Origin of the sequence: Actinoplanes sp. NPDC089786 (genome assembly GCF_040684855.1) — a bacterium.
Taxonomy (GTDB): Bacteria; Actinomycetota; Actinomycetes; order Mycobacteriales; family Micromonosporaceae; genus Actinoplanes.
Genome location: NZ_JBFBGU010000021.1, coordinates 61,381 through 82,684 on the forward strand (window position 1 = coordinate 61,381; position 21,304 = coordinate 82,684).

Annotated in this window: 21 protein-coding genes, 4 tRNA genes and 2 pseudogenes; 17 read left to right on the plus strand and 10 right to left on the minus strand. The window is 69.7% G+C overall.

Translation table 11 applies throughout. The features are described from left to right. A pseudogene (locus tag AB0O15_RS37960) lies at window positions 1-775 on the plus strand (hypothetical protein); the annotation flags it as partial. A 276-nt stretch (window positions 776-1,051) separates the two neighbouring features. Here AB0O15_RS37960 and AB0O15_RS37965 read toward each other — a convergent pair. Then, window positions 1,052-1,549: a hypothetical protein gene (locus AB0O15_RS37965; protein WP_364329504.1), complete on the minus strand. Its 498-nt coding sequence runs from the start codon at window positions 1,547-1,549 to the stop codon at window positions 1,052-1,054. 103 nt (window positions 1,550-1,652) lie between these two features. On the opposite strand from AB0O15_RS37965, the gene AB0O15_RS37970 reads away from it, so the two are divergent. After that, on the plus strand, window positions 1,653-1,850 hold the full coding sequence (locus AB0O15_RS37970) for a DNA-binding protein (RefSeq protein ID WP_364329507.1): 198 nt from the start codon (window positions 1,653-1,655) through the stop codon (window positions 1,848-1,850). Window positions 1,851-2,074: 224 nt separating this feature from the next. On the opposite strand, the gene AB0O15_RS37975 is transcribed toward AB0O15_RS37970, so the two are convergent. Further along, window positions 2,075-2,434 carry a hypothetical protein gene (locus AB0O15_RS37975; protein ID WP_364329509.1) on the minus strand — a complete coding sequence of 120 codons (360 nt, stop codon included), beginning with the start codon at window positions 2,432-2,434 and terminating at the stop codon, window positions 2,075-2,077. Between the two features lie 216 nt (window positions 2,435-2,650). Between AB0O15_RS37975 and AB0O15_RS37980 the strand changes: the two genes are divergently transcribed. Continuing rightward, window positions 2,651-2,998: a hypothetical protein gene (locus AB0O15_RS37980; protein ID WP_364329511.1), complete on the plus strand. Its 348-nt coding sequence runs from the start codon at window positions 2,651-2,653 to the stop codon at window positions 2,996-2,998. 1,210 nt (window positions 2,999-4,208) lie between these two features. Beyond that, window positions 4,209-4,592, plus strand: coding sequence for a hypothetical protein (locus AB0O15_RS37985; protein WP_364329514.1), 384 nt, complete (start codon window positions 4,209-4,211; stop codon window positions 4,590-4,592). A gap of 89 nt (window positions 4,593-4,681) precedes the next feature. Here AB0O15_RS37985 and AB0O15_RS37990 read toward each other — a convergent pair whose 3' ends face one another. Both AB0O15_RS37990 and AB0O15_RS37995 read right to left on the minus strand, forming a co-directional pair. Next, a complete protein-coding gene (locus tag AB0O15_RS37990; RefSeq protein ID WP_364329517.1) occupies window positions 4,682-6,139 on the minus strand; it encodes a recombinase family protein in 1,458 nt (485 codons plus the stop codon). A 53-nt stretch (window positions 6,140-6,192) separates the two neighbouring features. Then, a pseudogene (locus tag AB0O15_RS37995) lies at window positions 6,193-6,519 on the minus strand (SAM-dependent methyltransferase); the annotation flags it as partial. Between the two features lie 148 nt (window positions 6,520-6,667). Here AB0O15_RS37995 and AB0O15_RS38000 point away from each other — a divergent pair. The 5 genes from AB0O15_RS38000 to AB0O15_RS38020 all read left to right on the plus strand — a co-directional run bounded on the left by AB0O15_RS38000 (window position 6,668) and on the right by AB0O15_RS38020 (window position 10,559). Next, window positions 6,668-7,357: a hypothetical protein gene (locus AB0O15_RS38000; RefSeq protein ID WP_364329520.1), complete on the plus strand. Its 690-nt coding sequence runs from the start codon at window positions 6,668-6,670 to the stop codon at window positions 7,355-7,357. A gap of 94 nt (window positions 7,358-7,451) precedes the next feature. Then, window positions 7,452-7,524: transfer RNA gene (locus AB0O15_RS38005), tRNA-Trp, on the plus strand. Window positions 7,525-7,544: 20 nt separating this feature from the next. Further along, window positions 7,545-7,617 (plus strand) — tRNA-Lys (locus AB0O15_RS38010). A 44-nt stretch (window positions 7,618-7,661) separates the two neighbouring features. Beyond that, a tRNA-Val gene (locus tag AB0O15_RS38015) sits at window positions 7,662-7,734 on the plus strand. A gap of 26 nt (window positions 7,735-7,760) precedes the next feature. Beyond that, entirely contained in the window at window positions 7,761-10,559 is a 2,799-nt protein-coding gene (locus tag AB0O15_RS38020) for a BTAD domain-containing putative transcriptional regulator (protein ID WP_364329523.1), read from the plus strand. A 62-nt stretch (window positions 10,560-10,621) separates the two neighbouring features. Here the strand turns inward: AB0O15_RS38020 and AB0O15_RS38025 are convergent, their stop codons facing one another. Next, window positions 10,622-11,116 (minus strand): hypothetical protein, encoded by a 495-nt coding sequence (locus AB0O15_RS38025; RefSeq protein ID WP_364329526.1) that lies wholly within the window; start codon window positions 11,114-11,116, stop codon window positions 10,622-10,624. A gap of 87 nt (window positions 11,117-11,203) precedes the next feature. On the opposite strand from AB0O15_RS38025, the gene AB0O15_RS38030 reads away from it, so the two are divergent. Next, complete coding sequence (locus tag AB0O15_RS38030) at window positions 11,204-11,725, plus strand: DUF6653 family protein (RefSeq protein WP_364329528.1); 522 nt, start codon at window positions 11,204-11,206, stop codon at window positions 11,723-11,725. On the opposite strand, the gene AB0O15_RS38035 is transcribed toward AB0O15_RS38030, so the two are convergent. After that, window positions 11,722-12,105 carry a VOC family protein gene (locus tag AB0O15_RS38035; protein ID WP_364329531.1) on the minus strand — a complete coding sequence of 128 codons (384 nt, stop codon included), beginning with the start codon at window positions 12,103-12,105 and terminating at the stop codon, window positions 11,722-11,724. The two genes, AB0O15_RS38030 and AB0O15_RS38035, sit on opposite strands and share 4 nt — an antisense overlap. 292 nt (window positions 12,106-12,397) lie before the next feature. Between AB0O15_RS38035 and AB0O15_RS38040 the strand changes: the two genes are divergently transcribed. The 3 genes from AB0O15_RS38040 (at window position 12,398) to AB0O15_RS38050 (ending at window position 13,471) form a co-directional block, all read left to right on the plus strand. Further along, window positions 12,398-12,470, plus strand: a tRNA-Arg gene (locus AB0O15_RS38040). A 41-nt stretch (window positions 12,471-12,511) separates the two neighbouring features. Continuing rightward, entirely contained in the window at window positions 12,512-13,171 is a 660-nt protein-coding gene (locus AB0O15_RS38045; protein WP_364329534.1) for an NAD(P)H-dependent oxidoreductase, read from the plus strand. Window positions 13,172-13,297: 126 nt separating this feature from the next. Further along, window positions 13,298-13,471, plus strand: coding sequence for a hypothetical protein (locus AB0O15_RS38050; protein ID WP_364329537.1), 174 nt, complete (start codon window positions 13,298-13,300; stop codon window positions 13,469-13,471). Here AB0O15_RS38050 and AB0O15_RS38055 read toward each other — a convergent pair. Genes AB0O15_RS38055 through AB0O15_RS38065 form a run of 3 tightly spaced genes read right to left on the minus strand, consistent with a single transcriptional unit; the run spans window position 13,440 to window position 15,329 of the window. Beyond that, window positions 13,440-13,715, minus strand: a complete 276-nt coding sequence (locus AB0O15_RS38055; protein ID WP_364329540.1) for a hypothetical protein — start codon at window positions 13,713-13,715, stop codon at window positions 13,440-13,442. The genes AB0O15_RS38050 and AB0O15_RS38055 overlap by 32 nt on opposite strands. Further along, window positions 13,712-14,059 (minus strand): phosphotransferase, encoded by a 348-nt coding sequence (locus tag AB0O15_RS38060; protein ID WP_364329543.1) that lies wholly within the window; start codon window positions 14,057-14,059, stop codon window positions 13,712-13,714. Before AB0O15_RS38060 ends, AB0O15_RS38055 begins: the two co-directional genes overlap by 4 nt. 7 nt (window positions 14,060-14,066) lie before the next feature. Continuing rightward, window positions 14,067-15,329 carry a hypothetical protein gene (locus AB0O15_RS38065; RefSeq protein WP_364329546.1) on the minus strand — a complete coding sequence of 421 codons (1,263 nt, stop codon included), beginning with the start codon at window positions 15,327-15,329 and terminating at the stop codon, window positions 14,067-14,069. A gap of 145 nt (window positions 15,330-15,474) precedes the next feature. On the opposite strand from AB0O15_RS38065, the gene AB0O15_RS38070 reads away from it, so the two are divergent. The 4 genes from AB0O15_RS38070 (at window position 15,475) to AB0O15_RS38085 (ending at window position 20,332) form a co-directional block, all read left to right on the plus strand. Further along, window positions 15,475-16,446, plus strand: a complete 972-nt coding sequence (locus tag AB0O15_RS38070) for a trypsin-like serine protease (RefSeq protein ID WP_364329548.1) — start codon at window positions 15,475-15,477, stop codon at window positions 16,444-16,446. 157 nt (window positions 16,447-16,603) lie between these two features. Further along, on the plus strand, window positions 16,604-17,197 hold the full coding sequence (locus AB0O15_RS38075; protein WP_364329550.1) for a DUF3455 domain-containing protein: 594 nt from the start codon (window positions 16,604-16,606) through the stop codon (window positions 17,195-17,197). A 131-nt stretch (window positions 17,198-17,328) separates the two neighbouring features. Further along, window positions 17,329-18,018: a CPBP family intramembrane glutamic endopeptidase gene (locus tag AB0O15_RS38080; protein WP_364329553.1), complete on the plus strand. Its 690-nt coding sequence runs from the start codon at window positions 17,329-17,331 to the stop codon at window positions 18,016-18,018. Window positions 18,019-18,085: 67 nt separating this feature from the next. Further along, window positions 18,086-20,332: a CHAT domain-containing protein gene (locus AB0O15_RS38085; protein ID WP_364329555.1), complete on the plus strand. Its 2,247-nt coding sequence runs from the start codon at window positions 18,086-18,088 to the stop codon at window positions 20,330-20,332. Between the two features lie 81 nt (window positions 20,333-20,413). Here the strand turns inward: AB0O15_RS38085 and AB0O15_RS38090 are convergent, their stop codons facing one another. After that, window positions 20,414-21,250, minus strand: coding sequence for a siderophore-interacting protein (locus AB0O15_RS38090; protein WP_364329556.1), 837 nt, complete (start codon window positions 21,248-21,250; stop codon window positions 20,414-20,416). Between the last annotated feature and the right edge of the window lie 54 nt (window positions 21,251-21,304).

Consider the following 21,304-nt stretch of genomic DNA (forward strand, 5'->3'; position numbering starts at 1 on the left):
GCTGGACGTTTTTGTGCGCGGTGCTGATGGGGCGCTGTGGCACAAGTGGTACAACGGCGAGTGGCACGACTGGGAGTCCCTCGGCGGCGAACTGACGTCGGCGCCGGCGGTGGCGGCGTGGGGCCCGGATCGGCTGGACGTTTTTGTGCGCGGTGCTGATGGGGCGCTGTGGCACAAGTGGTACAACGGCGAGTGGCACGACTGGGAGTCCCTCGGCGGCGAACTGACAGACGACCCTACCGCCCACGCGCCCGCAGCTGAGCACCTGGAGGTCGTGGCACCCGGTCCTGAAGGAAAGATCAACCGCATCGGCTTCCTGGACGGCCATTGGTCTCCTTGGGGAGTGTTGCTCAACCTTGCTGAAGCTCAGAACGGCATTCGGTCCAAAACTCAGGACGCGGACGCGGCGACGCCGAGTGTCGACATCCACGTCATGCCTAGCAAACCGCTGTCGCTGACCACCGGCGTCGGATTCTGCGACTGGCAGTACGCGGAATGTATGAAGAGGGCCGACAAAATCAAAAACGAGGACAGGCGGACGGTTAGATTTATCATTTGCTGGTGGGAGAAGGAGCTATGTTACGCCGAGTCGTTCGCGACCTCCGTCGCATCCTGGTTGGAAGGTGCCCTAGGATCAGCCACGCAATGGATGGGTGAGCACCCGTGGGCGGTTTTCGGAATTGCTGTTGCCGCTGTTGCAGCCGGGGTTGTGGTTTGCGTGGTGTTCCCCCCGGCCGCACCGGCTGTAGCAACAGCATTCGTGGTCGCATTTTGATTGGGACGTCCCAGCGCCGGACGGGCCTTGGCACTCTCTGCCGAGACTGACACCATCGCGCCGGCTCGTTGGCGCGGCTTCGAGCGCGGGAGTCGTCATGTGATTGGGAGGGACCCGCGTCTGCCGCCGACCGTGCGGGAACCACGGTGCACTGTCATGCCGCGATCCGCGCGCTGGCCCGTATGGTCGGTCACCTGCGGTGACCATGGCAGAGGCAGGCGTGGGTGGGGACTAGTCCCAACTGGGCTTCGCCCCCACCCACCTACGGCTCGTGCTTCAGGCCTTCTTCTGCCGGCCGACCGGGATGTTGAACCCCTGCTCGCGTAGCTGGTGCGCCCAGTTGCCGATCGTGCCGATTGACTTGTCGTACTTCTCGGCAAGTGCTTTGAACGAGCCGGCGGCGGCGAGGTCGGCGAGGAACACCTCACCGCTCGGCCGGTCGCCCCGGCGGCCCGGGGCTGCCTGCGCCGGCGTCGCGGCGGCAGCGGATCTGGCCGCTTTGGCGGCGCGCCGCCCGGTCGCCTTCGCGGACCGGCCGCGCTTGGGCCGCGGGTCCGGCGCAGCCTCGGCTACCGGCTCGACGGCGGGCGCCGCCGGGACCGCGGTCTCCACTTCGGGCACGGCCGCCGCGTATTCGGCCACAACCTCCGAGACGTTGTCCTCGGGTGCGGTCTTCGCCGGCACCTCTGCGACGGGCGTCACCGGTGCGGCCGGCTCGTCCACCGCCGTGGGAGCGCCGTTATTGTCCGCGAGCGCCGCCGACAACCAGGCCATGACGCGCCGGTGCGCAGTCGGGTCGAGCGGGGACAGCAGTTCGTATGCTCAAAACAATTCCCTCTAGTTGCAACGCTAGTTGTCGCACGCCTACGGTGGAGGCATGACTACGACTCGGATCCGTCTCGTCGGCGCCCATGAGATCCGCATCCGCCTGGGCGGAGTTAGCCGGCAGCGCGTCTACCAGATCACCAGCCGCGCCGACTTCCCCCAACCCGTAGCCGATCTCGCACAGGGCAAGGTATGGAGCACCGACGACGTCGACCGCTGGATCCGCGAGCACCGCCCCGAGCCCGACTGACAGCGCCGCCTCGACGCAGAGCGCCGGCAACTACAACAGCACGTCGCCCCGACGCATTGTCATGCCGAGAACAATGCGTCCGCGAATCCGGGGCGGAAGGCACGGCCGCCTTCCAAGCTCTCGGCCACCTCGCCGACGCTCAGGTGCAGATCAGCGATGTTGGCGATCGCCACATAGTGGTTCGTGCGGGCGCCGCGGCATTCGGGAGGGGTAAGCCAGCCGATTCACTTGCCAGGTCGTCGAGAGCCGGGTCGCCGGCCGCTATGCGCAGGCCTAGAACTGCGGGGTCGAGTCGGCTGATCAGTCGGGCCATCGACGGCACCGGGACTGGAGAACGTCATCGGAGGCGCTGTAGACCGGGAGGACATCGGTGGCGGCCACTGCGACGCTGCGATCTGCGCTCCGGTGACGGGAAGCGCGGGCGAGATGCGGTCAAGCAGGCGCTGCGCCAGATCGGCGTCAATCTCGAGGTCAGCGCTGATACGAATATCGGCGGCGGTCGCCAGGTCCACGACATCGTCGCTGGTGAACGCATCGGCTCCGAGGGTGCTGAGCCGCCGGGCGAACTCCTGCACATTGATCATCTACAGGCCACCTCCTCGGGTTGCTGTTGACCCAGCGTAACCGCCGCTTTGATCGGCTGTTCCTACGCCCGCCACAGGCGGTCGGCGAGTCGCACTGCTCAGGATTCGAAGGCCTGCGCCACTGCTCAAAGGACTGACCCGATCACAGGCTTCCCCAGAGCGTCGTGGAGTGGTTTGCGGTTGGTGCGGTCCCGGGATGCGGCTGGTGGTCTGGTCGTGCGGTTCGGGGTGGCGCTGCTGGATGCGTATCTGGAGTTTTTGGCGGTGCGCGGAAGTAGCGGGCTGGCGCCGGCCTGCCGGCCCTGCCTGCCGCTGCCTACCTCCGGTACGGGTGCCGCGCCGCCGCAGCACGGCTGGCTGTTCCCTGGCGGAAACTCGGGACAGCCGATCACGCACCGCACCCTGGTCTTCAAGCTACGCAACTTCGACTTCGCCGTCGGGCAGGCCCGCATCTCCGCCCTGCGACAACTCGTCCTCCAAGCACCGGCACCCGTCATCGCCGCCGCCCTTGGCGTCCACCACAGCAAGACCACCCGCCAGGCCAACAACGCCGGCACGACCTGAAGCCGCTATGCCCTGGCGAACATAATCCGTCACCCTGACCCGCCGTGGACTGAGCGGTGTAGTTCTTGCGGGGTTTCTGCGGTGCCCAGATCACGATCTCCAGGTCGCCGAGGTCGGCGAGGCGGGCGAACCTGCCGTCGTTGGAGGCGACCACGAACCTTCGGCATCCGTCGTCGGCCAGACGCTGCGCCTCGGCGAGTAGCGCTTCGTCGGCCGCGTCCTTCGACCCGTCCACGGTGAGCAGCGCAACGTCGTGTTCCTGGAGAACCTTCGCGCCGGCCGGGGTGATCCGGGCTCGGGCGCAGGCCGCGACGACCGTGACTCCGGGTCCGGCACACCGGATCAGCGCTGCATGCGTGCGGCAACGATCCTGGGCTTGGCCATCTGGCCCACCATGTTTTCCAGATCGACGAGGAGAACCCCGCCGGTCGCCGTGGTCACGATGCGGTTCGCAGTTGTGGTGACAACCCTTGACGTCGGTTGAGCCTGTCAGCACCCATGCTCCGCATTCTGCCGTGTCACGCCCCACGCCTGCACTCGTCCTCCAGCGGCGCGCAGGCCAAAGCACAGTCGTTGCCGAGACGGTTGCCGTCGAGGATGCCGACCCGTGCCCGAGCCGCTGCTGGGGGCGGCGCAACGGCCGGCCTGTTGTGCCCGTTCCGGGCCAGTTGTCCGTAACGGCGGGCCGTTCCGGGCGGCTGTTCCGCGCGTTCCGGCGGAACGGTCCGCGCACCCGGCGACCGTTCCGGAACGCCCGGGGAACTGTTCCGCTCGGCACGGCGGAACAGGGCGGAACGGCCGGGCTTCCGCTTCCTGTTCCGCTTCTTTCCGCCCGGCCCCGTCCTGCCGGAAGCGGAAGTGACCCGCCCGGCGCCCCGGGCGGCTGGTAGCGGCGTGATAACGCCCTCTGGTAGCAGCGCGGACAGGGCGTTACCGGTTGCGCTGCCGTTAACCCGTAGCGGCCCGTTCCGGCGCCCGGAGCGCTCCCATTTCCCGGCTCTGGACGGGCCGGCATGAACGTGCCAACCGTGGCGGCAACTGTGTTCCGGCTCGTGCCGGACGGTGCCGCTACCGGTCGGCGCTGCCGCTGCTGGCCTCTGCCAGTAACGGTCCCGGCAATACCCGATTGTCAACGTCGAGCCCAAGAAGGAGGCGAACCGCGAATGCATGCGACTACCACACGACCGGCGAACATCCACCGTGGAGGAACATGGCCACAAGCCAGACCCCGAACACCTCGCGCCGTCGCCCGTCTGTAGGCGACCGGTCGGCCACCGCAGCGGCCACCCCGCCCGGCACCGACCCCACCCCCGGCACCAACCAGCACGACACCGGCCATCAGGACGCGCGGGAGACGCCACCGATGGCCCACCCGCCCAACGATCCCACCACCCCGCCCAGCCCGCCCCGGCGACGCCGGACCACCGGGGACCGGCGGACAACCAACAACGCGCGCACCCAACAGACGGCGGACGACGCACCGACGTTGACCGTGATCGTCCAACCCCGCGACTTCAGGCTCCCCGACGTGCTCAGGCACATCGAGGCCGGAAAAATTGTGCTCGTCATGCCGCAGCACAACGGCGGTGACTAGCCGCCGAGCGGCAACGAAAGAGGCTCACCCGGTGCGATGCCGGGTGAGCCTCTGCCGTGCCTCTGCCGTGCCTCTGCCGGGTTCGCACGCTAACGCCGGAAACACAAGCCGTTGCCAAGGTCGACGATCCCCCTCGCCTCCGCCGGGCCGTTGTGACTTGCCGTCCCGACGGCGATTCCCCACTGCCCGTCATCCTCGGCGAGAACCATTCCCCAGGACGCCTTGACCGCGCGGGCCATTCCGCGTTTGACGGTGTCATCACCGGCGTACCACATCTGGGCCACCGTCTGCCCCGTGGGTGCGTAGTCGAAGCGGTCGGGAACGATCACGTGTCCCTCGATGCGGGCCTTGATCGCCTTGCGCTCTGCCACCAGCGTGTCCAGTTCTTCGTCATCCTCGGTGGCGGACAGCCGGGCTTGTATCTTGCGGAGCTGGGCGTGTAGCTCGTCCAACTCGTGCGCGTTTCCCGCGACTCGCTGAAACGCGAGGATGTCTGTCGTGTCGCTGGCGAACATGCCGGTAAGGACGTCGATGATGGGTTGCGCGTCGATTCCCTTGAATTCGCCGCACGCTAGGCGCTGCTTGGCGTGACCACCACAGCGCAGCTTGGGCGTACGCGGTCTCGGTACGCGTGGCTTGCCCGTGCGCGCGTCCCTTGCCGGTGTCAGGCCAGCCTGAAGGAACAGCTTCCCCGCACATTCGGGGCAGTCGAGAATGCCGGAAATCCAGTTGGCGGGCCAGGCGACCGGCCGACCACCCTTGTTCGCGCGGCTCTCGGTCAAGTTCGCGTCCAACACCTTGTTCGCACGCCACCACAACGCGGACTCGACAACAGGCTCAACCTCGTGCGCCCACGTCTCCGTTTGACCCTCGTGCGTATAGGAACACTCGATAACGCCCGTGTGGTTCGCGTCGAAACGGATGACGTTCTTGACCGACTGCGGGTAACGGTCGTAGGCACGCCCCACACTGGAAAGGGACTCCCCGCTAGCGACACGCTCGTACATGTCCACCACAGCGGCAGGGTCTTGACACCACGCCCGCTTGGCGTACCGGACACCCTCCGTCGCCCAAAACGCGGGCAGCGGCCCATGATGCGCCCGATTGTCACGGATCATCATGATGCCGCGATACGTCTCACGCTTGACCGTCTTCGACTTCTCGGCGTTCGCGTGCTGCGCTACGAGCGTGACGATGCGACCCGCGAAATCGGTCCGCCCGAACTGCGGCTCGCCGACAGAGATGATGTCGCCACCAGCGGACCGGATAGCCAGCAGGATCTCCGCCTGCGCGTCCAAATCCTCCCGCCGGTCAAGCCGAGACGACTCGGTGACCATCAACGTCGAGTAGTCGCCATGCGCGATGTCCGCGATCACCTCACGCAACGCCGGTTCCTGCGTCCCATGGCTCGCCGAGTAGCCATGCAGCCGGAACCACTTCACGATCGCGATACCACGCTCAGCAGCGTCAGCCTCGATCACCTTGACCTGAGACGCCTCGTCCTGACTACCAGTGCTGACCCGTACGAACCCTGCCCCGAGTGCCACGCGTAGCTCCCTTCAGGAGAACCTCACGTGTGCATACTACCCGACAACTATCGGTCGTTGTCGACGTAGACGATCCGTGACTCGGGCGCGATCCCCTGGGCGACCTGGTGGGTGTTCTGCATCGTCGGCAGACCGGTGCCGATGTCGAGGAACTGCCGGATGCCCGCCTCGGCGGCCAGGTAGCGCACCGCCCGGATCAGGAAGCCGCGCGACGTACGCGCCATCACGGCGATCTCGGGGTAGACCGTGACGACCGCGTCACCGGCGGCCCGGTCGGCGGCGAAGTTGTCCTTGCCGCCCATCCAGTAGTTCCAGATGCGCGCCGCGTGGGGCACATCCACCTGCAGTTTGGACGCGAGTTCAGGATCGGGTCCGCTCACGGTCGACACGCTATCAGCGCAGGATGTCCATATCGATCGGCCGGGTTCTACCGGGTTTGTGCCACGGTTTGCCGGGATCGCGTCACGGGCAGGGTGGGATCGACCAGCATGAGCGAGGTCGGAAGTTCGCCACGTCTGGAGGAAACCCGTGAAGACTCGCCGCTCGACGATCCTCGTCGGTGTCCTGGCCGCCGGTCTGGCGCTCACCCAGCAGGCTTGCACTCCCGCCTCGCAGCCGGTCGCCGCCCCGTCCGCGGCCGCGCCGTCCGACTCGGCTCCGGCTCCTGCTCCGTCGTCCCCGTCGCCTTCCGCGTCGTCCTCCGTCAAGTCGACGAGAGACGCGGGCTCGGCCGGCGGCGGCAGCAAAGCCGGCCGATCGGCCATCCTCGCCGGCAAGCGCCAGGTCGTGATCAAGCCGAATCCGAGCTTCGAGTCGATCGTCGCGGTCGACGCCAAGGGCCGGCTCAGCCTGATCGACGGCGAGGCCGAGCACGCGCTGTTCGTGTTCATCCCGGTCGGCGGCAAGTACCAGATCAAGACGGCCAAGGCGACCAATGGCGGCGAGCCCGACTGCATGGGCATCAGGACCAACGGCACCGCCTCGCTCACCGTGGTGGCCACGGCCTGCGACGCGTCCCGCGGCGGCCAGCTGTTCACCATCACCGAGCAGAAGAAGAAGGATTCCGAGGGCGACCCCACGTACGCGATCAGCAATGAAGGCGCCTTCCTGCAGGAGCGCAGGAGCGGCCTGATCGCCGAGGAACTGGGCGATTCCCCGCTGACGACCACGTTCTCGTTCGTCGACAACGGCCCGTCGACCCTGCCGATTCTCGACTGACGGCCCTAATTCGCTCGCGGCCGCGATGGTCGTCGCGCAGACTGGTTCCTACCAGGGCGTCGACGACCATCGCGGCCGTTTGTGCACTGGCCTTACGGGCGTAGCTCAATTGGCAGAGCACCGGCCTCCAAAACCGACGGTTGCAGGTTCGAGTCCTGCTGCCCGTGCGTAAGAACATCTGAATAAGGCGCCGTTAGCTCAGTTGGTAGAGCAGCTGACTCTTAATCAGCGGGTCGCAGGTTCGAGCCCTGCACGGCGTACTGCGGGATGGAGCAATTCGGCGTGCTCGCACTCCCGCGTCCACGTTCCGGTGGCTCAGTCGGCAGAGCGCCGCCCCGACACGGCGGAGGTCCCTGGTTCAAGTCCAGGTCGGAACACTCAGGACAGGCCCTAAGCTCGCGTCGTGGAGTTCCGCATCCTCGGGCCGCTCGAGGTGCTGGCGGACGGGCGGCTGCTCGACCTGGGCCGCCCCAAGCAGCGTGCCGTGCTGGGGCTCCTGCTGGTGCGGGCGAACACCGTCGTGTCGCTCGAGCACCTGGTCGACGAGCTGTGGGGCGAGGAACCGCCGGCCCAAGCAATCGCTTCGCTCCAGGCGTACGTGTCGCATCTGCGCCGTCTGCTGGAACCCGGACGGGCCGCCCGCACGGCGGCCCGGGTGCTGGTCAGTCGTCCGCCGGGTTATCTGCTCGCGGTCACCGACGACGAGCTGGACGCGGCGCGGTTCGAGAAGCTGGCCGCCGAGGGGCGCCGGTTGCTGGACGCGGGCGAGGCGGGGCCGGCGGCCGAGACGCTGGGGCGGGCGCTCGCGTTGTGGCGGGGTGACGTCCTCGCCGGGCTCGAGGCGGCGCGCTCCGAACGTACCCGGCTGGAAGAACTTCGCCTGGCCGCGCTGGAAGATCGCATCGCCGCCGACCTGGCGCTCGGCCGGCCCGCCGCGGTGGTCGCCGAGCTGGACCGGCTGATCGCCGGCCAGCCCTACCGGGAGAGCCTGCGCGGGCTGCGGATGCTCGCGCTCTACCGGTCGGGGCGGCAGGCCGAGGCGTTGCGTACGTATCAGGACGTGCGCCGCCTGCTCGGCGACGAGCTGGGCATCGACCCGGGGCCGGAGCTGGAGCGGCTGCACCGGCAGATCCTGGGGCAGGCGGTCTCGCTCGACCCGCCCGCGCGACCGTCCTCCGTGGTCTCCTCGATGCCCGACCCGGACCTGCTCATCGGGCGCGACCGGGAGCTTGGCGAACTGAGGCGGGCGGCCGGGTCGGGACGCATGGTCCTGATCAGCGGCGAGCCGGGCGTGGGCAAGACCCGGCTCGCCGGTGAGCTGCCGGCGGTGTGGGGACGGTGCGACGAGGAGCAGGGGGCGCCGCCGTTCTGGCCGTGGCTGCAGATCCTTCGGTCGCTCGGCCGTGACATGTCGGTCATGTCGGATGGTCCTCCGGTGGTCGACGTGGAGGCCGTCCGGTTCCGGCTGTGCCGCGAGATCACCGGCCTGCTGTGCGCGTTACCGCAGCCCACGGTGCTGGTCCTCGACGACATGCAGTGGGCCGACGCCGGCTCGCTGCGCGTCCTGCCCGTGCTCGCCGCCGCCCTGGCGACCACGCCGCTCCTGGTCATCGTCACCTACCGCTCGACCGAGCAGGCCGCGCTGACCGGCACGCTGGCCGAGCTGGCGCGGCTGCCGACGGTCACCCGGATGCCGCTGCCCGGCCTCGACCAGGACGAGGTACGGCGGCTGATGACCGCGCGGCTGGGCACCGAACCGGATGCTGAGCTGGCCGGGATCGTGCACGACCGCAGTGGCGGGAACCCGTTCTTCGTCGTGGAACTGGTGCGGCTGCGGGGCCTGGCCGACATTCCCGACGGGGTACGCGACGTGCTGCGCCGCCGCCTCACCGGCCTGCCCGAGCAGACCCAGGCGATCCTGCTCGTGGCCGCGGTGGCCGGTCACGAGTTCGACCTCGACGTGGTCCGCGACGTGTCCGGGCTGGACGACGACACCGCCCTGACCGCGGTGGAGGCGGCGCTGCTGTCCGGCCTGGTGGTCGAGGGGTCGCCGGTCGGCCGGTTCCGCTTCACCCACGCGCTGATCCGGGACGCGATCTACGACTCGGTGAGCCGCCTGCGCCGGGCCCGCCTGCACGCGCGCATCGCCGCTCGGCTGGGCGACCGCGGCGGCGCGCACTGGTGGCTGGCGGCGCCGGTGGTGGGCGTACCTTCAGCTCTGCCGCACCTGCTCGCCGCGGCCGACCGCGCGCTGGCCGCCCTCGCCCACGAGGAGGCCGGCGACCACCTGCACCACGCGCTGGATCTGCTCGCCGGAGGCCCTCGGGACCTGTCGTGGACACGCTTCGAACTGGACGTTCAGCTGCGGCTCGGCACGCTGCACGCCCAGCTCGACGGCGCCCAGTCGGCGATCGGGCAGGCCGCCGTGACCCGGGCCCGGTCGCTGGCCGAGGAACTGGGCGACGGGCCGGCCACGCTGGCCGCCTACCGCACGCTCTACGAGGTGGCGGTGGCCCGTGGCGAGCACGCCTCCGCGCGGTCCATGGCCGAGAAGATGATCGAAATCGCGGGTACGCCGGGCGAACAGTCCCTGGCCCACCTGGCCATGGGCCGAACCCTGTGGTGCCTGGGCCGTTCCGACGCGGCGCGCGACCACCTGTCCCGGGCCTTGACGCTGGCCGACGCGGCACCCCACGAGGCCATGCCGGTCGACGTGACCATCCGCCTCCAGCTGGCCGCCGTCCTCGCCGACCCGTCGTCACAGCTCGACCTGGCCATCAGCCGCACCGCCTCGGCGCCGCCCCTGGTCCGGGCCGGGGTCTTCACGTCGGCGGCGCTGATCGTGGCGATGCGCCGCGACGTGGCGGCCGCGGGTTCGTATGCGCGGCGTGCACTGTCGCTGGCCGGGCCGCTGCCGGCGTGGTTCAGCTATGCGGCGGCGGTGGCGGGGTGGGTGCGGGCGCTCGAAGGCGACCCGGCCGGGGGCGCGGCGGCGGTGCTCGCCAGCCTCGACCAGATCCGGGCGCGGGGGGCGCGTCACCTGGTCGGCTGGGTGCTGGGGCTGCTGGCCGAGGCCTACGCGCTGGACGGCCGGGTCGCGGCGGCCCGCGAGCTGCTCGACGAGGCGTTCGCGCTGGTCGAGGAGACCGGCGAACGGATGTACGTCGACGAGCTGACCCGCCTCCGCGACTCGTGGCGCTAGCCCCGTGGTGTTGCGTATAGGTGCGCAGAGCGTCGCCGTTCGCCCGGTTTGAGCGGTGCCTTTCAGCAGATCGGCAGGGCCAACCAGGGGTCGTAGCCCGCGCGGCGTAACCAGGTGGCGCCCGCGGCGTCGGCGGCGACCAGCCACTCGGCGCCGGTCGCCCGGCCGTCGTCGGCCAGTTCGCGCAGCAGCCTCGCGTACCCGTCGGGGTGGGCCGCGGCGATCGCACGCAGCTCGACCACCCGCGGCGACAGCCGGGCCGTCGCCGCGACCGCCACCAGCGCGTTCCCGGCGGCGGCGGTGAGATTCCACAGGCCCGACCAGACCTCGTCGCCGGTTCTTCTCGGCGAGCGGTAGCCGGCCGCCTCGCTGAGCAGGCGGCGCGCCTCGTCCTTCCCGTCCGCCTCGTCCGGAGTGCTCGGGCCGCGCGTCTCATGCGGACTGCTCAGGCCGCGCGTCTCATGCGGACTGCTCAGGCCGCGCGTCTCATGCGGACTGCTCAGGCGGCGCGTCTCATGCGGACTGCTCAGGCGGCGGTAGACGATGTCGGTGACCATGGCGGCCAGCGTGCGGCCCGGTGGTTGACCGTGACTTGACGCGCGGCGCCAAGTCGTCGTCAACCGCGGCCGCGCACCATCGGCGGCATGACGAATCAAACTTCGGAGAAGCGCGTCGCCCGGGCCTTCGGACTCACCGGCGACAACTGGATGCGCCACGCGAACGCGGTCAGTGTCTGGACCCGGTTCGCCGTCCTGCCCCTGATCGGGGTGGCCGTGTGGAGCCGGGACTGGATCGGCTGGTGGTCCCTCGTACCCATCGCCCTGTCGTTGATCTTCATGATGATCAACCCGCTGCTCTTCAGCCCGCCGAAATCCACCCGCAACTGGGCGTCCAAGGCCGTCTTCGGCGAACGCGTCTGGGCCGACCGCAACGACATCGACCTCCCCGCGAAGTACCGGGCCTCCCGCGCGCCGGCCGTCCAGTACACCGCCCAGACGGTCGGCCTGATCGTGATGATCTACGGCCTGGTCCAACTCGACGTGGTGGCCGCCGTCTCGGGCCTGCTGGTGATCCAGATCGCCAAGATCTGGTTCCTCGACCGGATGGTGCTGATGTTCGAGGAGATGAAGACCGGCAATCCCGAGTACGCGAGCTGGGAGTACTAGCCGTCCACGTACAGGCAAAATGGATGCCCCGCCGGGTCGAGCATCACCCGAACATTGTCCTGAGGCTGGAAGGCGGCCTGCTCCGCGCCCACCCCGAGCGCGAACGCGACCGCCTCCGCCAGATCATCAACCTCGAATTCCAGATGTACGGACATCTGCGGCTCCCCCGGCGCAGCGGGCCAGACCGGCCGCACGTAGTGCTCCTCAGTCTGAAACCCCAGGTTGTACCCGGCATCCGCGGAAGGCGCGACCGAGCCCCCACCCCCGTCCCCCGGAAAGAACTCCCACCCGAGCAACTCCGCATAGAACCGCCCCAGCGCAGCCCCATCCGGCGCATCCAAGGTCACCCCGAACCAGCTCTTCCGCGTACGCAACGGCATGTGCTCTTCATACTCCCCGCCGCCACAGCGCGACGGCTCCCCGCGACAACGCCCCGGCGACGCCACCCGCCCCCGCATCGCTCCGCGGCTGCTCGGAGACGCCCTGGGTTCCAGCGGCATACGAGGCACAAGCAGAACGGTCTGGCAGCGCGGGGCGCGTCCGCTTGGACAGCTCCGCGCGTCCTCCACCAGCGCCAAGACCCACCCTCGACACCCGGAGGCACTGCATTGCCCCCGTTGGGACGCCCAGGGACAAATGAGTATCCGCTGGTAGGTACGATGTGGGCCGCAGGCCCTCGTAGCTCAGGGGATAGAGCATCGGTTTCCTAAACCGTGTGTCGTAGGTTCGATTCCTACCGGGGGCACCGTCTCGCCAGGTGGCGGCTTGCCGCCTATCGTCTGCGCCATGGCGCGCATCTTGTTGATTTCTGGGAGCACCCGTGAGGACTCGCTGCAGACGGCGGCTCTTCGGACGGCGGCTCGGGTTGCGCCGCCTGGGGTGACGGCGGTGCTCTATGACGCGTTGCGGGTGTTGCCGGCGTTTGTGCCGCTGGAACGGCGGATTCCGGGGTCGGTTGCGCTGGTTCGGGAGCAGGTTGAGGCCGCGGACGGGCTGCTTTTCTGCACGCCGGAGTACGGCGGGTCGCTGCCGGGCAGCCTGAAGAATCTGCTCGACTGGCTGGTCGACGGGCCGCATCTGACCGGGAAGCCGGTCGCCTGGCTGTCGGTGGCCGCCCCGGGGCAGGACGACGGCGCCCGGGCGGCGCTGGAGGCCGTGCTCCATCACGGGGGCGCCCGGGTGTTGCGGTCGGCGTGCATCCGGATTCCGCTCGGCCCGAACGCCGCCGATGCTCACGGGCTGGTCGCCGATCAGCAGTTCCACCAGGCCGCGCAGGACGTGCTGCTGTCGCTGTCCCGGTCGCTCGCCCCGCCCGAACCGCCGGCGCAGCCGTCCTGGCAGGCGTACTCCAGCCTCTATCCGATGGTTCCGCAGACCGACACGTCGGCCCTGCGCGCGGGCGGGCGGCCGCGCCCCACCTACTGGCAGCCGCCGACCGGCTCGTGAGGGACATCCGCGCCGTTCGGGACGTGATCGCGCCGCACGTTCTGCGGCGGGTGCTGCTGAAAGCGGAGTGCCTTCAGCCGACCGGGTCGTTCAAGATTCGCGGGGCGACGTTCGAGATTTCGCTGCGTGACGACGAGGAAACGGGCGGCGGCCGAGGCGGGGTCGGCGGCGGCCATCGTGATGTCGGCCGGCACGCCGCCGGGGAAGGTCGCCGCCAGCGCCGACGCGATCAAGGTGCAACGGCTCGGCGACCGGCACGACGCGCCGGTCAGAGTTCCGTCCAGCTCGCCGTCACGGTGATGTTGCGACGCCAGCGATCCCGGCCGGATTGGTGCAATCGGGGCAGGGCGAGCATCTGCCGGCACTTGGCGAGCATGTGCTCGTGGCGGACCGGCCACGGCGGGCGATGTCCGTAACCGTCGAACAGGGCGGCCAGGGCCGGCACCTCGTCGGTGTGGTGCGTGCGGATGATCCACTCCGCCCACGCGAGGTCTTCCGCCTGGTCGCCCTCATGCGCGAACTCCCAGTCCAGAACGGCCGTCACCGCGTACGTGGAAGGGTCGTAAAGGGTGTTGTTGGGACCGTAGTCGCCGTGCACCAGGGGCGGTGGAATGCGTCGGAGGTCTCGCCGCAGGAACGGAGAACGTCGGCGGCATGGCCGTTTTCGATCATTTCTTGGCCGTGTACGCCGGGCAGGTGCGCCGTGATCAGGACGAGGGGTGACGAGTCGAGCACGCGCGGCACCGGCAGCCCGCTGTCGGCGAGCCGGAGCAGCGTGTCGCGTTCGGTAGCCGCGCGACGCGACGCGAGCGGGCCGCCGTAGCGCTTGACCACGGTCGTCCCGTCACCGCGGACGTCGTGCGAGTAGCCGCGCGGCATCACCCGCATGAGGACCTCATCCGATCGGGAAGTACAGCACCATGATGACCGCCAGCACGACCGTGATGAGCACCGCGGCCATCAGCCAGCTGCCCAGCTTGGAGCCCGCGGTCTCCGGCAGGCGGCGGCGTTCCCGCAGCTCATCGAGGGTACGGTCGATCTCGGCGACCGCGCCGGGGATCTCGGCCAGCTCGCGGCGGAGGCGGTCGGCCTCCTCGCCGGCCACGACCGGCTGGCCGGCATCGGCGAACTGACGGACCAGGCGTACGCCCATGGTCAGCTGATCGGCCGCCGCCCCGATGATCTGCCGGTTCTCGCTGATGGTCTGGCGGGTGTGCGTCGTGACGGCGAGCTCGGCGGCGACCGGGAACAGCTCGGCGAACCGGTCGGCCAGCGGCCCGGACTGCTCGTAGAGCCGGCTGGCACAGTTGTTGAACGCGACCGCGATCAGCTCGGAGGTGTGTGCGGTGCGGCGGTGCTCGGTCGCCGGCAGGAGGACGCGCAGGCGCGTCAGCGTACCCATCGCGGTCTTGGCCTCATCGATCGCGGAATCGACCACACCGGCCTCGAGCAGCGCGCGGACCCGGACGGCCACCGCTTCGACCTCGCCGTAGAGCGGATCAGCGGTACGCGCGAGCAGGTCTTCGGCGAGCTCGGGCCGGCCCGGCCAGTTCCTGGCGAAACGGGCGGCGCGCGCCGGATCCTTGGCGGCGACGGCCACCATGACCAGCGGCTGGAGCAGCGTGGCGGGCAGGCCGGCCCGGATCTCGTCGACCACGGTCTCGGGCAGCCGCGCGTTGTCGAGCGCGCGCACCCGGTGCAGCAGATGCTCGTAGAGACCCTCGTCGCGCAGCAGCGCGTCCCAGCGCCGGGAGGCGTCGGACCACAGGTGCTCCTGGGCGGCGTCGTCGGAGTCGTCACGAAGTTCACGATCCAGGGCGCGGCCGTACATGATCACTGCCCGGTCGTGCTGCTCGTGAAGTGACGTGGCGCATTCGCACCCGCCGCCGGGGACTTCCCAGAGCCAGAAGAGCTCGTCGATCAGCCGGCGCCGCGGGTCTTCCAGGAGGCGTTCGCAGGCGTCGCGTACGTCGGCCGGATCGACGTCGGCCGGGTGCCCGGCGACCGACGCCTGCTCGTGCCGCCGGTGGACCGCGATGCGATCGGCGGTGGTGGGCAGACCGGTGATCCGGAACGCGTTCCGATGGAACAGTTCCGGTCCGGCGGCCGCCCGTAACGCATCGGCCATCGTGTCCATCGCCGTGCCCACCTCACTCACCGTGCCGAATTGATTACGCGGGCTCCAGTCAACACCAATTGGGCACGGCGGTCGATGTCCTGAATGGATTGCCTACGTGTTGCATGATCTGCCCGTGCGATGGAGAAAACGACTGTCACTCGTGTCGACGGTTGGCATACTCAGCGTGATTGGCGCTGCCGGCTTGGGCGGCGCCACTCCCGCGTACGCCATTGCCAACGGTGAGGACGCCGGCGACGGCGACTATCCCTTCTCGGTCAAACTGACCATGGTCGACCTCCCTCAGGCGGGTGGCGGGACCCGCGATTCCTCCTGCTCGGGCGGCCTCATCAACGCACGCTGGGTGCTCACCGCCGGTCACTGCTTCAAGGACGCGCGCGGTCGCCGGGTCGCCAAGCCGGTCGCGAAGCGTACGGTCGCCACGATCGGCCGCGCCGACCTCACCGGCTCGGCGGGCCAGGAGGCCAAGGTGATCGCCGTACGTCAGTCGAAGGTCGCCGATGTCGCCCTGGCCAAGCTCGACCGGGACATCCGCGACATCACGCCGCTGCGGCTCAACCGGAGCAAGCCCCGGAACGGCACTCGCGTACGCCTGATCGGATTCGGCCTGATCGACGGCGACGAATCGGACACCACGGAACACCTGCAGACCGGCCAGTTCACGATCACGTCGGTGGACAAGTACGTCCTCGGCATGTCGGGCAAGGCGCCGCGTTCCGACACGAGCCCGTGCCCGCACGATTCCGGCGGTCCCTACTTCGTCAAGGACAAGACCGGCGCGGCCATGGTGGTCGGGGTGGTCAGCGGCGGGCCGACGTGCCCGCACACCGGGGCCGACCGGAGCGGGCGCATCGACACCGTGGCCACCTGGATCCTCGGGATCATCGGCCGGGACGGGCCCGTGCCCGTGGTGGCCCCCTCGCGTGCGCCGGCCGTGGCGAAGGCTGCGGCGCCCCGGCCCCCGGCCCACCCGAAGGCGGCGCTGCGTCCGGCCGCCGACGAACTGCCGTACGGGCTGAGCCTGCCCCTGGTGATCGGCGCGTCACTCGTCGCGGTCGTGGCGGTCTTCCTGATGGTCACCGCGCGCGGCCGGCGTGGTCGCCGACGGTTCCGGCACGGCCGCGTATTCCGGGAATAGTAAAGGGATCTGTTCATGGAAGAAACTACTAAGGAGTAGTTGGGCTGCCGTTCACCATTTCCTTGAACCTTTTCCCGAACCGGTTCGTATCCAGGGGGGCATACACGTCCATCAACGCCATTGGTTGATGGGCATCAAAACGGAGGAGCCCAGTTTCATGTCCCGTACGCGCACCCGTCTCCGCCTCGTGACCATCGCCGCCGCCGCAGCCGTCGTCGCCGGCCTCGGCGCCGTCACCTTCAACGCCTCGGCCGCAGAGAACTCCGCCGACGCCTCCGCCGCCGGCGCATCAGCCGCCGGCGCATCAGCCGCCGGCGCCGAGTTCCGCTCGCGCGGCATTCCCGCCGCCATCCGGCCGCCGGCCGGTTCCCGGTTCATCGGCTACGCCGCCGTGACCAGCGGCACCCAGACCTATACCTGCACGGGCGGCGTCTTCACCGGCGCGTCGGTGCCCGAGGCCCAGCTGTCCGGGTCGGTCGGCCAGATCCACCACTACAAGGGCCCGACCTGGGAGCAGAAGCGCGACGGCTCGATCATCACCGCCGCCAAGATCGGCGAGTCCGCGGTGACCGGCGCCATCCCGCAGCTCCTGCTCCAGGTGAACGGTCACAGCGGCAACACCGGCATCCTCACCAAGGCCAACTACATCCAGCGCCTCCGCACCACCGGCGGCACGGCCCCCGCCGGCGCCTGCACGGACGGCGCCACCAAGGCGGTCAAGTACGGCGCGATCTACGTTTTCTGGGCCTGATTCCAGGCTTGTCGAAAAGGCCTCCCGGATCGTTCCGGGAGGCCTTTCGGCGTACGCCGCGCCTTTCTGGCCGGTGTTCGGGCAGCTCGGATAACCGTCACCATCGTGGGTATCTGCTGGTCGTGAGCTGGATGAGCCGCGTGGTCTCGCCGTTGCTGATCGACCGCGTCGAGCGCGACCACGCCCAGACCGACCGCGCGTTCCTCCGCCGTCGCGTGGTGGCCGCCGTGACGCTCATCGTCGGCGCGGTCCTCCTGGGCGTCTCGCTGTCGATCCGGCCCGGCGACGCGAGCTTCTACCCGTTGACCCTCGCCGTGGCGGCGACGTGGACCGCCGGGGCGCTGCTCTCCGGCCCACTGCACCTGGGTCGCATCCCGTTCCGGAACCGGCTGCGCCGCCCGATCCTCGTACCCATCGCGACCGGGCTGATCGCGGCCGGCGTCTTCGTGGTCGGAGCCCTGGTCGTGCGTGAGCTGCCGTCGCTGCGCGACTCGGTCAACGACGTGCTGGCGCATGCCCGCGAAGGCGCCCTCATCCCGGTCCTGCTGGTCACCGTGCTGAACGGGGTGGCGGAGGAGCTGTTCTTCCGGGGCGCGCTGTTCGCGGCGATCGGCCGCCGGCACGCCGTACTCGTCTCGACCGTGATCTACGCCGCCGCGACGGTCGTGACCCTGAACCCGATGCTGGTCTTCGCGGCCGCGCTGCTCGGCCTCGTGCTGGGCCTGCAGCGACGCGCCTCGGGCGGCGTCCTCGGCCCGATCCTGACCCACATCACCTGGTCATCGACGATGCTGTTCGTGCTGCCGGCCCTGATCCACTGACTGCCGTCCGTCAGAAACCGTCGGGTCGCGGCAACGCTGAAGGCGGAGACGAACCGTGGTGAGCGAGATGAAGACGTACGAGCTGGAGATCTTCGAACAGACCTCGAGCTACTGCGAGCTGCGCCTGTCCAGCGCGGAAGGACCGCCGCGGACGCGGGGCCTGGACAAGGCGGCCATCGACGAGCTGGTCGCGATGGTGGACCGTGACTACAGCGAGCACGCCGTCGCGCAGCGGATGTTCGGCTCGCCGCAGCTGGTGGAGCTCGGTTCGAAGCTGTACGGCTTCCTCGACGGCGACGAGCGGTGGCTGGCCTCGATCCTGGGCGCCCCGCCCGGCAGCACCCTGCGGATCACCGCGGCGGAACGGCTCCGGCACCTGCCCTGGGAACTGCTGGCCAAGGATGGCGCCTACCTGACCACGGCCGGGCCGTCGCCGCTGCTGCCGGTGCGGGCGATCGGCACCAACGCCGCGCTCTCCGGACTGGTCAGCCCGGGTAACCGGCCGCTGCGGGTGTTGTTCATGGCCACCTCGCCCGAGGGTGTCCAGCCGGTGCTCAACTACGAAGGGGAAGAGGCCGCGATCCTGGCCGCCACCACTCGTACGGGCACCGATCTGGTCGTCGAGGAGAGCGGCACGCTCGAGGGGCTCCGCTTCCTCAACCGCGACTACGGCGAGGGCTACTTCGACGTCCTGCATCTGAGCGGCCACGCCACCATCGGCGAGGACGGCCGGCCCACCTTCCTGGTGGAGAACGAGGTCGGCGGGCTCTCCTTCGCCACCGCCGACCAGATCGCGCAGGCCATGGCCGGGCACTGGCCCCGGCTGATCTTCGTCTCCGGCTGCCTCACCGGCAACGCTCCGGACGGCGGCACGTTCCCCTCGATGAGCGAGAGCCTGATCCGGGCCGGCGCCCCGGCCGTGCTGGGCTGGGCGTTGCCGGTCGGCGACATCTCCGCGACCGACTTCGCCGCCGAGCTCTACCGGGCGCTGGCCGACGGGGAGCGCCTGGACCGGGCGATCGTCGAGGCCCGCCACCACCTCTTCGCCCGCAAGCGCGGCAACTGGCACCTGCTGCGCGTGTACGCCGACCGGTCGCCGCTGGCCCCCATGGTCACGCCCCTGAACACCAGGGGGCGGGCGCGGCTGCAGGTCCGCCCGGCCGACCAGGAATTCCTCGACCCGCAGACCCGCCTCTCCCGGGTCGCCTCCCGTGCCACCTTCGTCGGCCGGCGCCGCGTCATCCAACGCTGCCTGCGCACCCTCAAGCAGCCCGACGGCGCCGAGGCCCTGGTCCTGCAGGGCATGGGCGGTCTCGGCAAGAGCAGCCTCGCCTCCCGGCTGCTCGAGCGGATGCCAACCCACAAGCGCGCCGTCTGGTACGGACGGGTCGACATGACCAAGTTCCGGGAACTCACCACCAAGATCGCGTTCCCCACGATGGACCTGCAGATCGAGGCGACCAAGCTGCTCGACAACGAACAGGCGCCGCTGCTCATCCGGCTGCGCCACCTGCTCGACGTCGACGGGCCGCTCGGTCAGACGCCCTGCCTGTTCGTGTTCGACGACTTCGAGGAAGGCAACCTCGAAGAGCGCGACGGCGGGTACGTTCTCTCGGCCGAGATGTCCGGCATCCTGCCGGCGCTGCTCCAGGCCATCCGCGAGACCGGCAGTCCGAGCCGGGTCATCATCACCAGCCGCTACCGGTTCCCCACCCCGGCCGGGACCGGCGTCGTCGTCGAGTCGCTGGAGACCCTCACCGACATCGAGCAGGCCAAGAAGCTCGCCAACCTGCGCAACCTGCGCCCCGGTTCGCCCCTCGACACCGACATCCGCCAACGCTCCGTCGACGTGGCGGCCGGCAACCCCCGCCTGCTGGACTGGCTCGACCTGATCGTCGCCGACGTCGCCCTCGACATCGACGGCCTGATCACCGCCATCGAGAACGAGGCCGACCGGTTCCGCCGGGAAACCATCCTGGCCAAGAACCTCCTCAGCTCCCAGTCCCCCGACCTGCGGAAGATGCTGGCCAAGGTCAACGTCGTCGAGCTGCCCATCCCGGCCGAGACCGTCACCGTCATCCACGACCACCCCGACGCCACCCGCCACATCAAACGCGCCGCCGAACTGGGTCTCCTCGAAGAGGGCACCGACCCGGAGACCAACCACCCCCGCTACTTCGTCTCCAACGTCCTGCGCCCCCTGGTCCGCCCCTTGATCACCGACGACGAACACACCGAGGCCTGCGCCGCCGCCGCCCGTTCCCTCTACCAGATCTGGGTCACCGGCCCCGGCACACCCGAAGCCGTGTCATGACCACCATTCCCCGGTGGGTGGCGGCGATCGCTCGTGAGGCGGGGCACGGGCTGGCGAGGCCGGCGCGACCGTGACCCTGGGCTACTGCTGAGTCTGCTCCTGCTCCTGCTCGACCTGCTGGTTCCATTCGCGCTTGCTCGACTGCCAGCCGTCCTCGTTCAGGCCGTTGCGCCAGTAGCCGGAGATGGACAGCTTGGCCATCGGGATCTGGCGCTCCACCCGCAGGTAGGCGCGCAGGTCCTTGACGAAGCCGGCCTCGCCGTGCACGAACGCGTGCAGCGTGCCCTCCGGGAACGGCAGCGCGCGCACGGCGGGGACCAGCTCGCTGCCGGGCGGCCGGTCGCCGCGGTGCAGCCAGGTGATCTCGGCGTCGGCCGCCGTGTCCAGCTTCTGCTCCTCGGCCTCGTCGGTGACTTCGACGAAGACGTGCGCCTTGGCGCCCGCGGGCATGCCCTCCAGGGCGGCGCCGATCGCGGGCAGGGCGCTCTCGTCCCCGGCCAGCAGGTGCCAGCCGGCCTCCGGATCGGGCGCGTAGCCCCCGCCGGGGCCCATGAACCGCACCACGTCGCCGGGCTTGGCCTGGGCCGCCCACGGTCCCGCGATGCCGGCGTCGCCGTGCACCACGAAGTCGATCCAGATCTCGGGCAGCTCGGGAACCCATTTGCGGATCGTGTACGTCCGCACGACGGGCCAGGCCTCCCGCGGCATCGTCTCGCGGATCTCGCCCATGTCGAACGGCTCGGGATAGCTCACGCCGGCCTGTGGGAAGAAGATCTTGACGTAGTGGTCGGTGAACTCGCCCGCGGCCACGCCGGCCAGCCCGTCGCCGCCGATCACGACCCGGATCATGTGCGGGGTGAGCTGATCCACCCGGGTGACCACACCGGTGGTGGCCGGTCGGGAAGGCCTGTTCGGCATCAACACCACTTCCTAACAGAGGATCCGGTAAGGCTACCCTTACAAATCCGCGAA

Coding starts and splice junctions, on each gene's coding strand:
- AB0O15_RS37965 (WP_364329504.1), bottom strand. CDS start 1,549: ATGGCCTGGTTGTCGGCGGCGCTCGCGGACAATAACGGCGCTCCCACG.
- AB0O15_RS37970 (WP_364329507.1), top strand. CDS start 1,653: ATGACTACGACTCGGATCCGTCTCGTCGGCGCCCATGAGATCCGCATC.
- AB0O15_RS37975 (WP_364329509.1), bottom strand. CDS start 2,434: ATGATCAATGTGCAGGAGTTCGCCCGGCGGCTCAGCACCCTCGGAGCC.
- AB0O15_RS37985 (WP_364329514.1), top strand. CDS start 4,209: ATGGCCACAAGCCAGACCCCGAACACCTCGCGCCGTCGCCCGTCTGTA.
- AB0O15_RS38025 (WP_364329526.1), bottom strand. CDS start 11,116: ATGGTCACCGACATCGTCTACCGCCGCCTGAGCAGTCCGCATGAGACG.
- AB0O15_RS38030 (WP_364329528.1), top strand. CDS start 11,204: ATGACGAATCAAACTTCGGAGAAGCGCGTCGCCCGGGCCTTCGGACTC.
- AB0O15_RS38035 (WP_364329531.1), bottom strand. CDS start 12,105: ATGCCGTTGCGTACGCGGAAGAGCTGGTTCGGGGTGACCTTGGATGCG.
- AB0O15_RS38045 (WP_364329534.1), top strand. CDS start 12,512: ATGGCGCGCATCTTGTTGATTTCTGGGAGCACCCGTGAGGACTCGCTG.
- AB0O15_RS38060 (WP_364329543.1), bottom strand. CDS start 14,059: ATGCGGGTGATGCCGCGCGGCTACTCGCACGACGTCCGCGGTGACGGG.
- AB0O15_RS38075 (WP_364329550.1), top strand. CDS start 16,604: ATGTCCCGTACGCGCACCCGTCTCCGCCTCGTGACCATCGCCGCCGCC.
- AB0O15_RS38080 (WP_364329553.1), top strand. CDS start 17,329: ATGAGCCGCGTGGTCTCGCCGTTGCTGATCGACCGCGTCGAGCGCGAC.
- AB0O15_RS38085 (WP_364329555.1), top strand. CDS start 18,086: ATGAAGACGTACGAGCTGGAGATCTTCGAACAGACCTCGAGCTACTGC.
- AB0O15_RS38090 (WP_364329556.1), bottom strand. CDS start 21,250: ATGCCGAACAGGCCTTCCCGACCGGCCACCACCGGTGTGGTCACCCGG.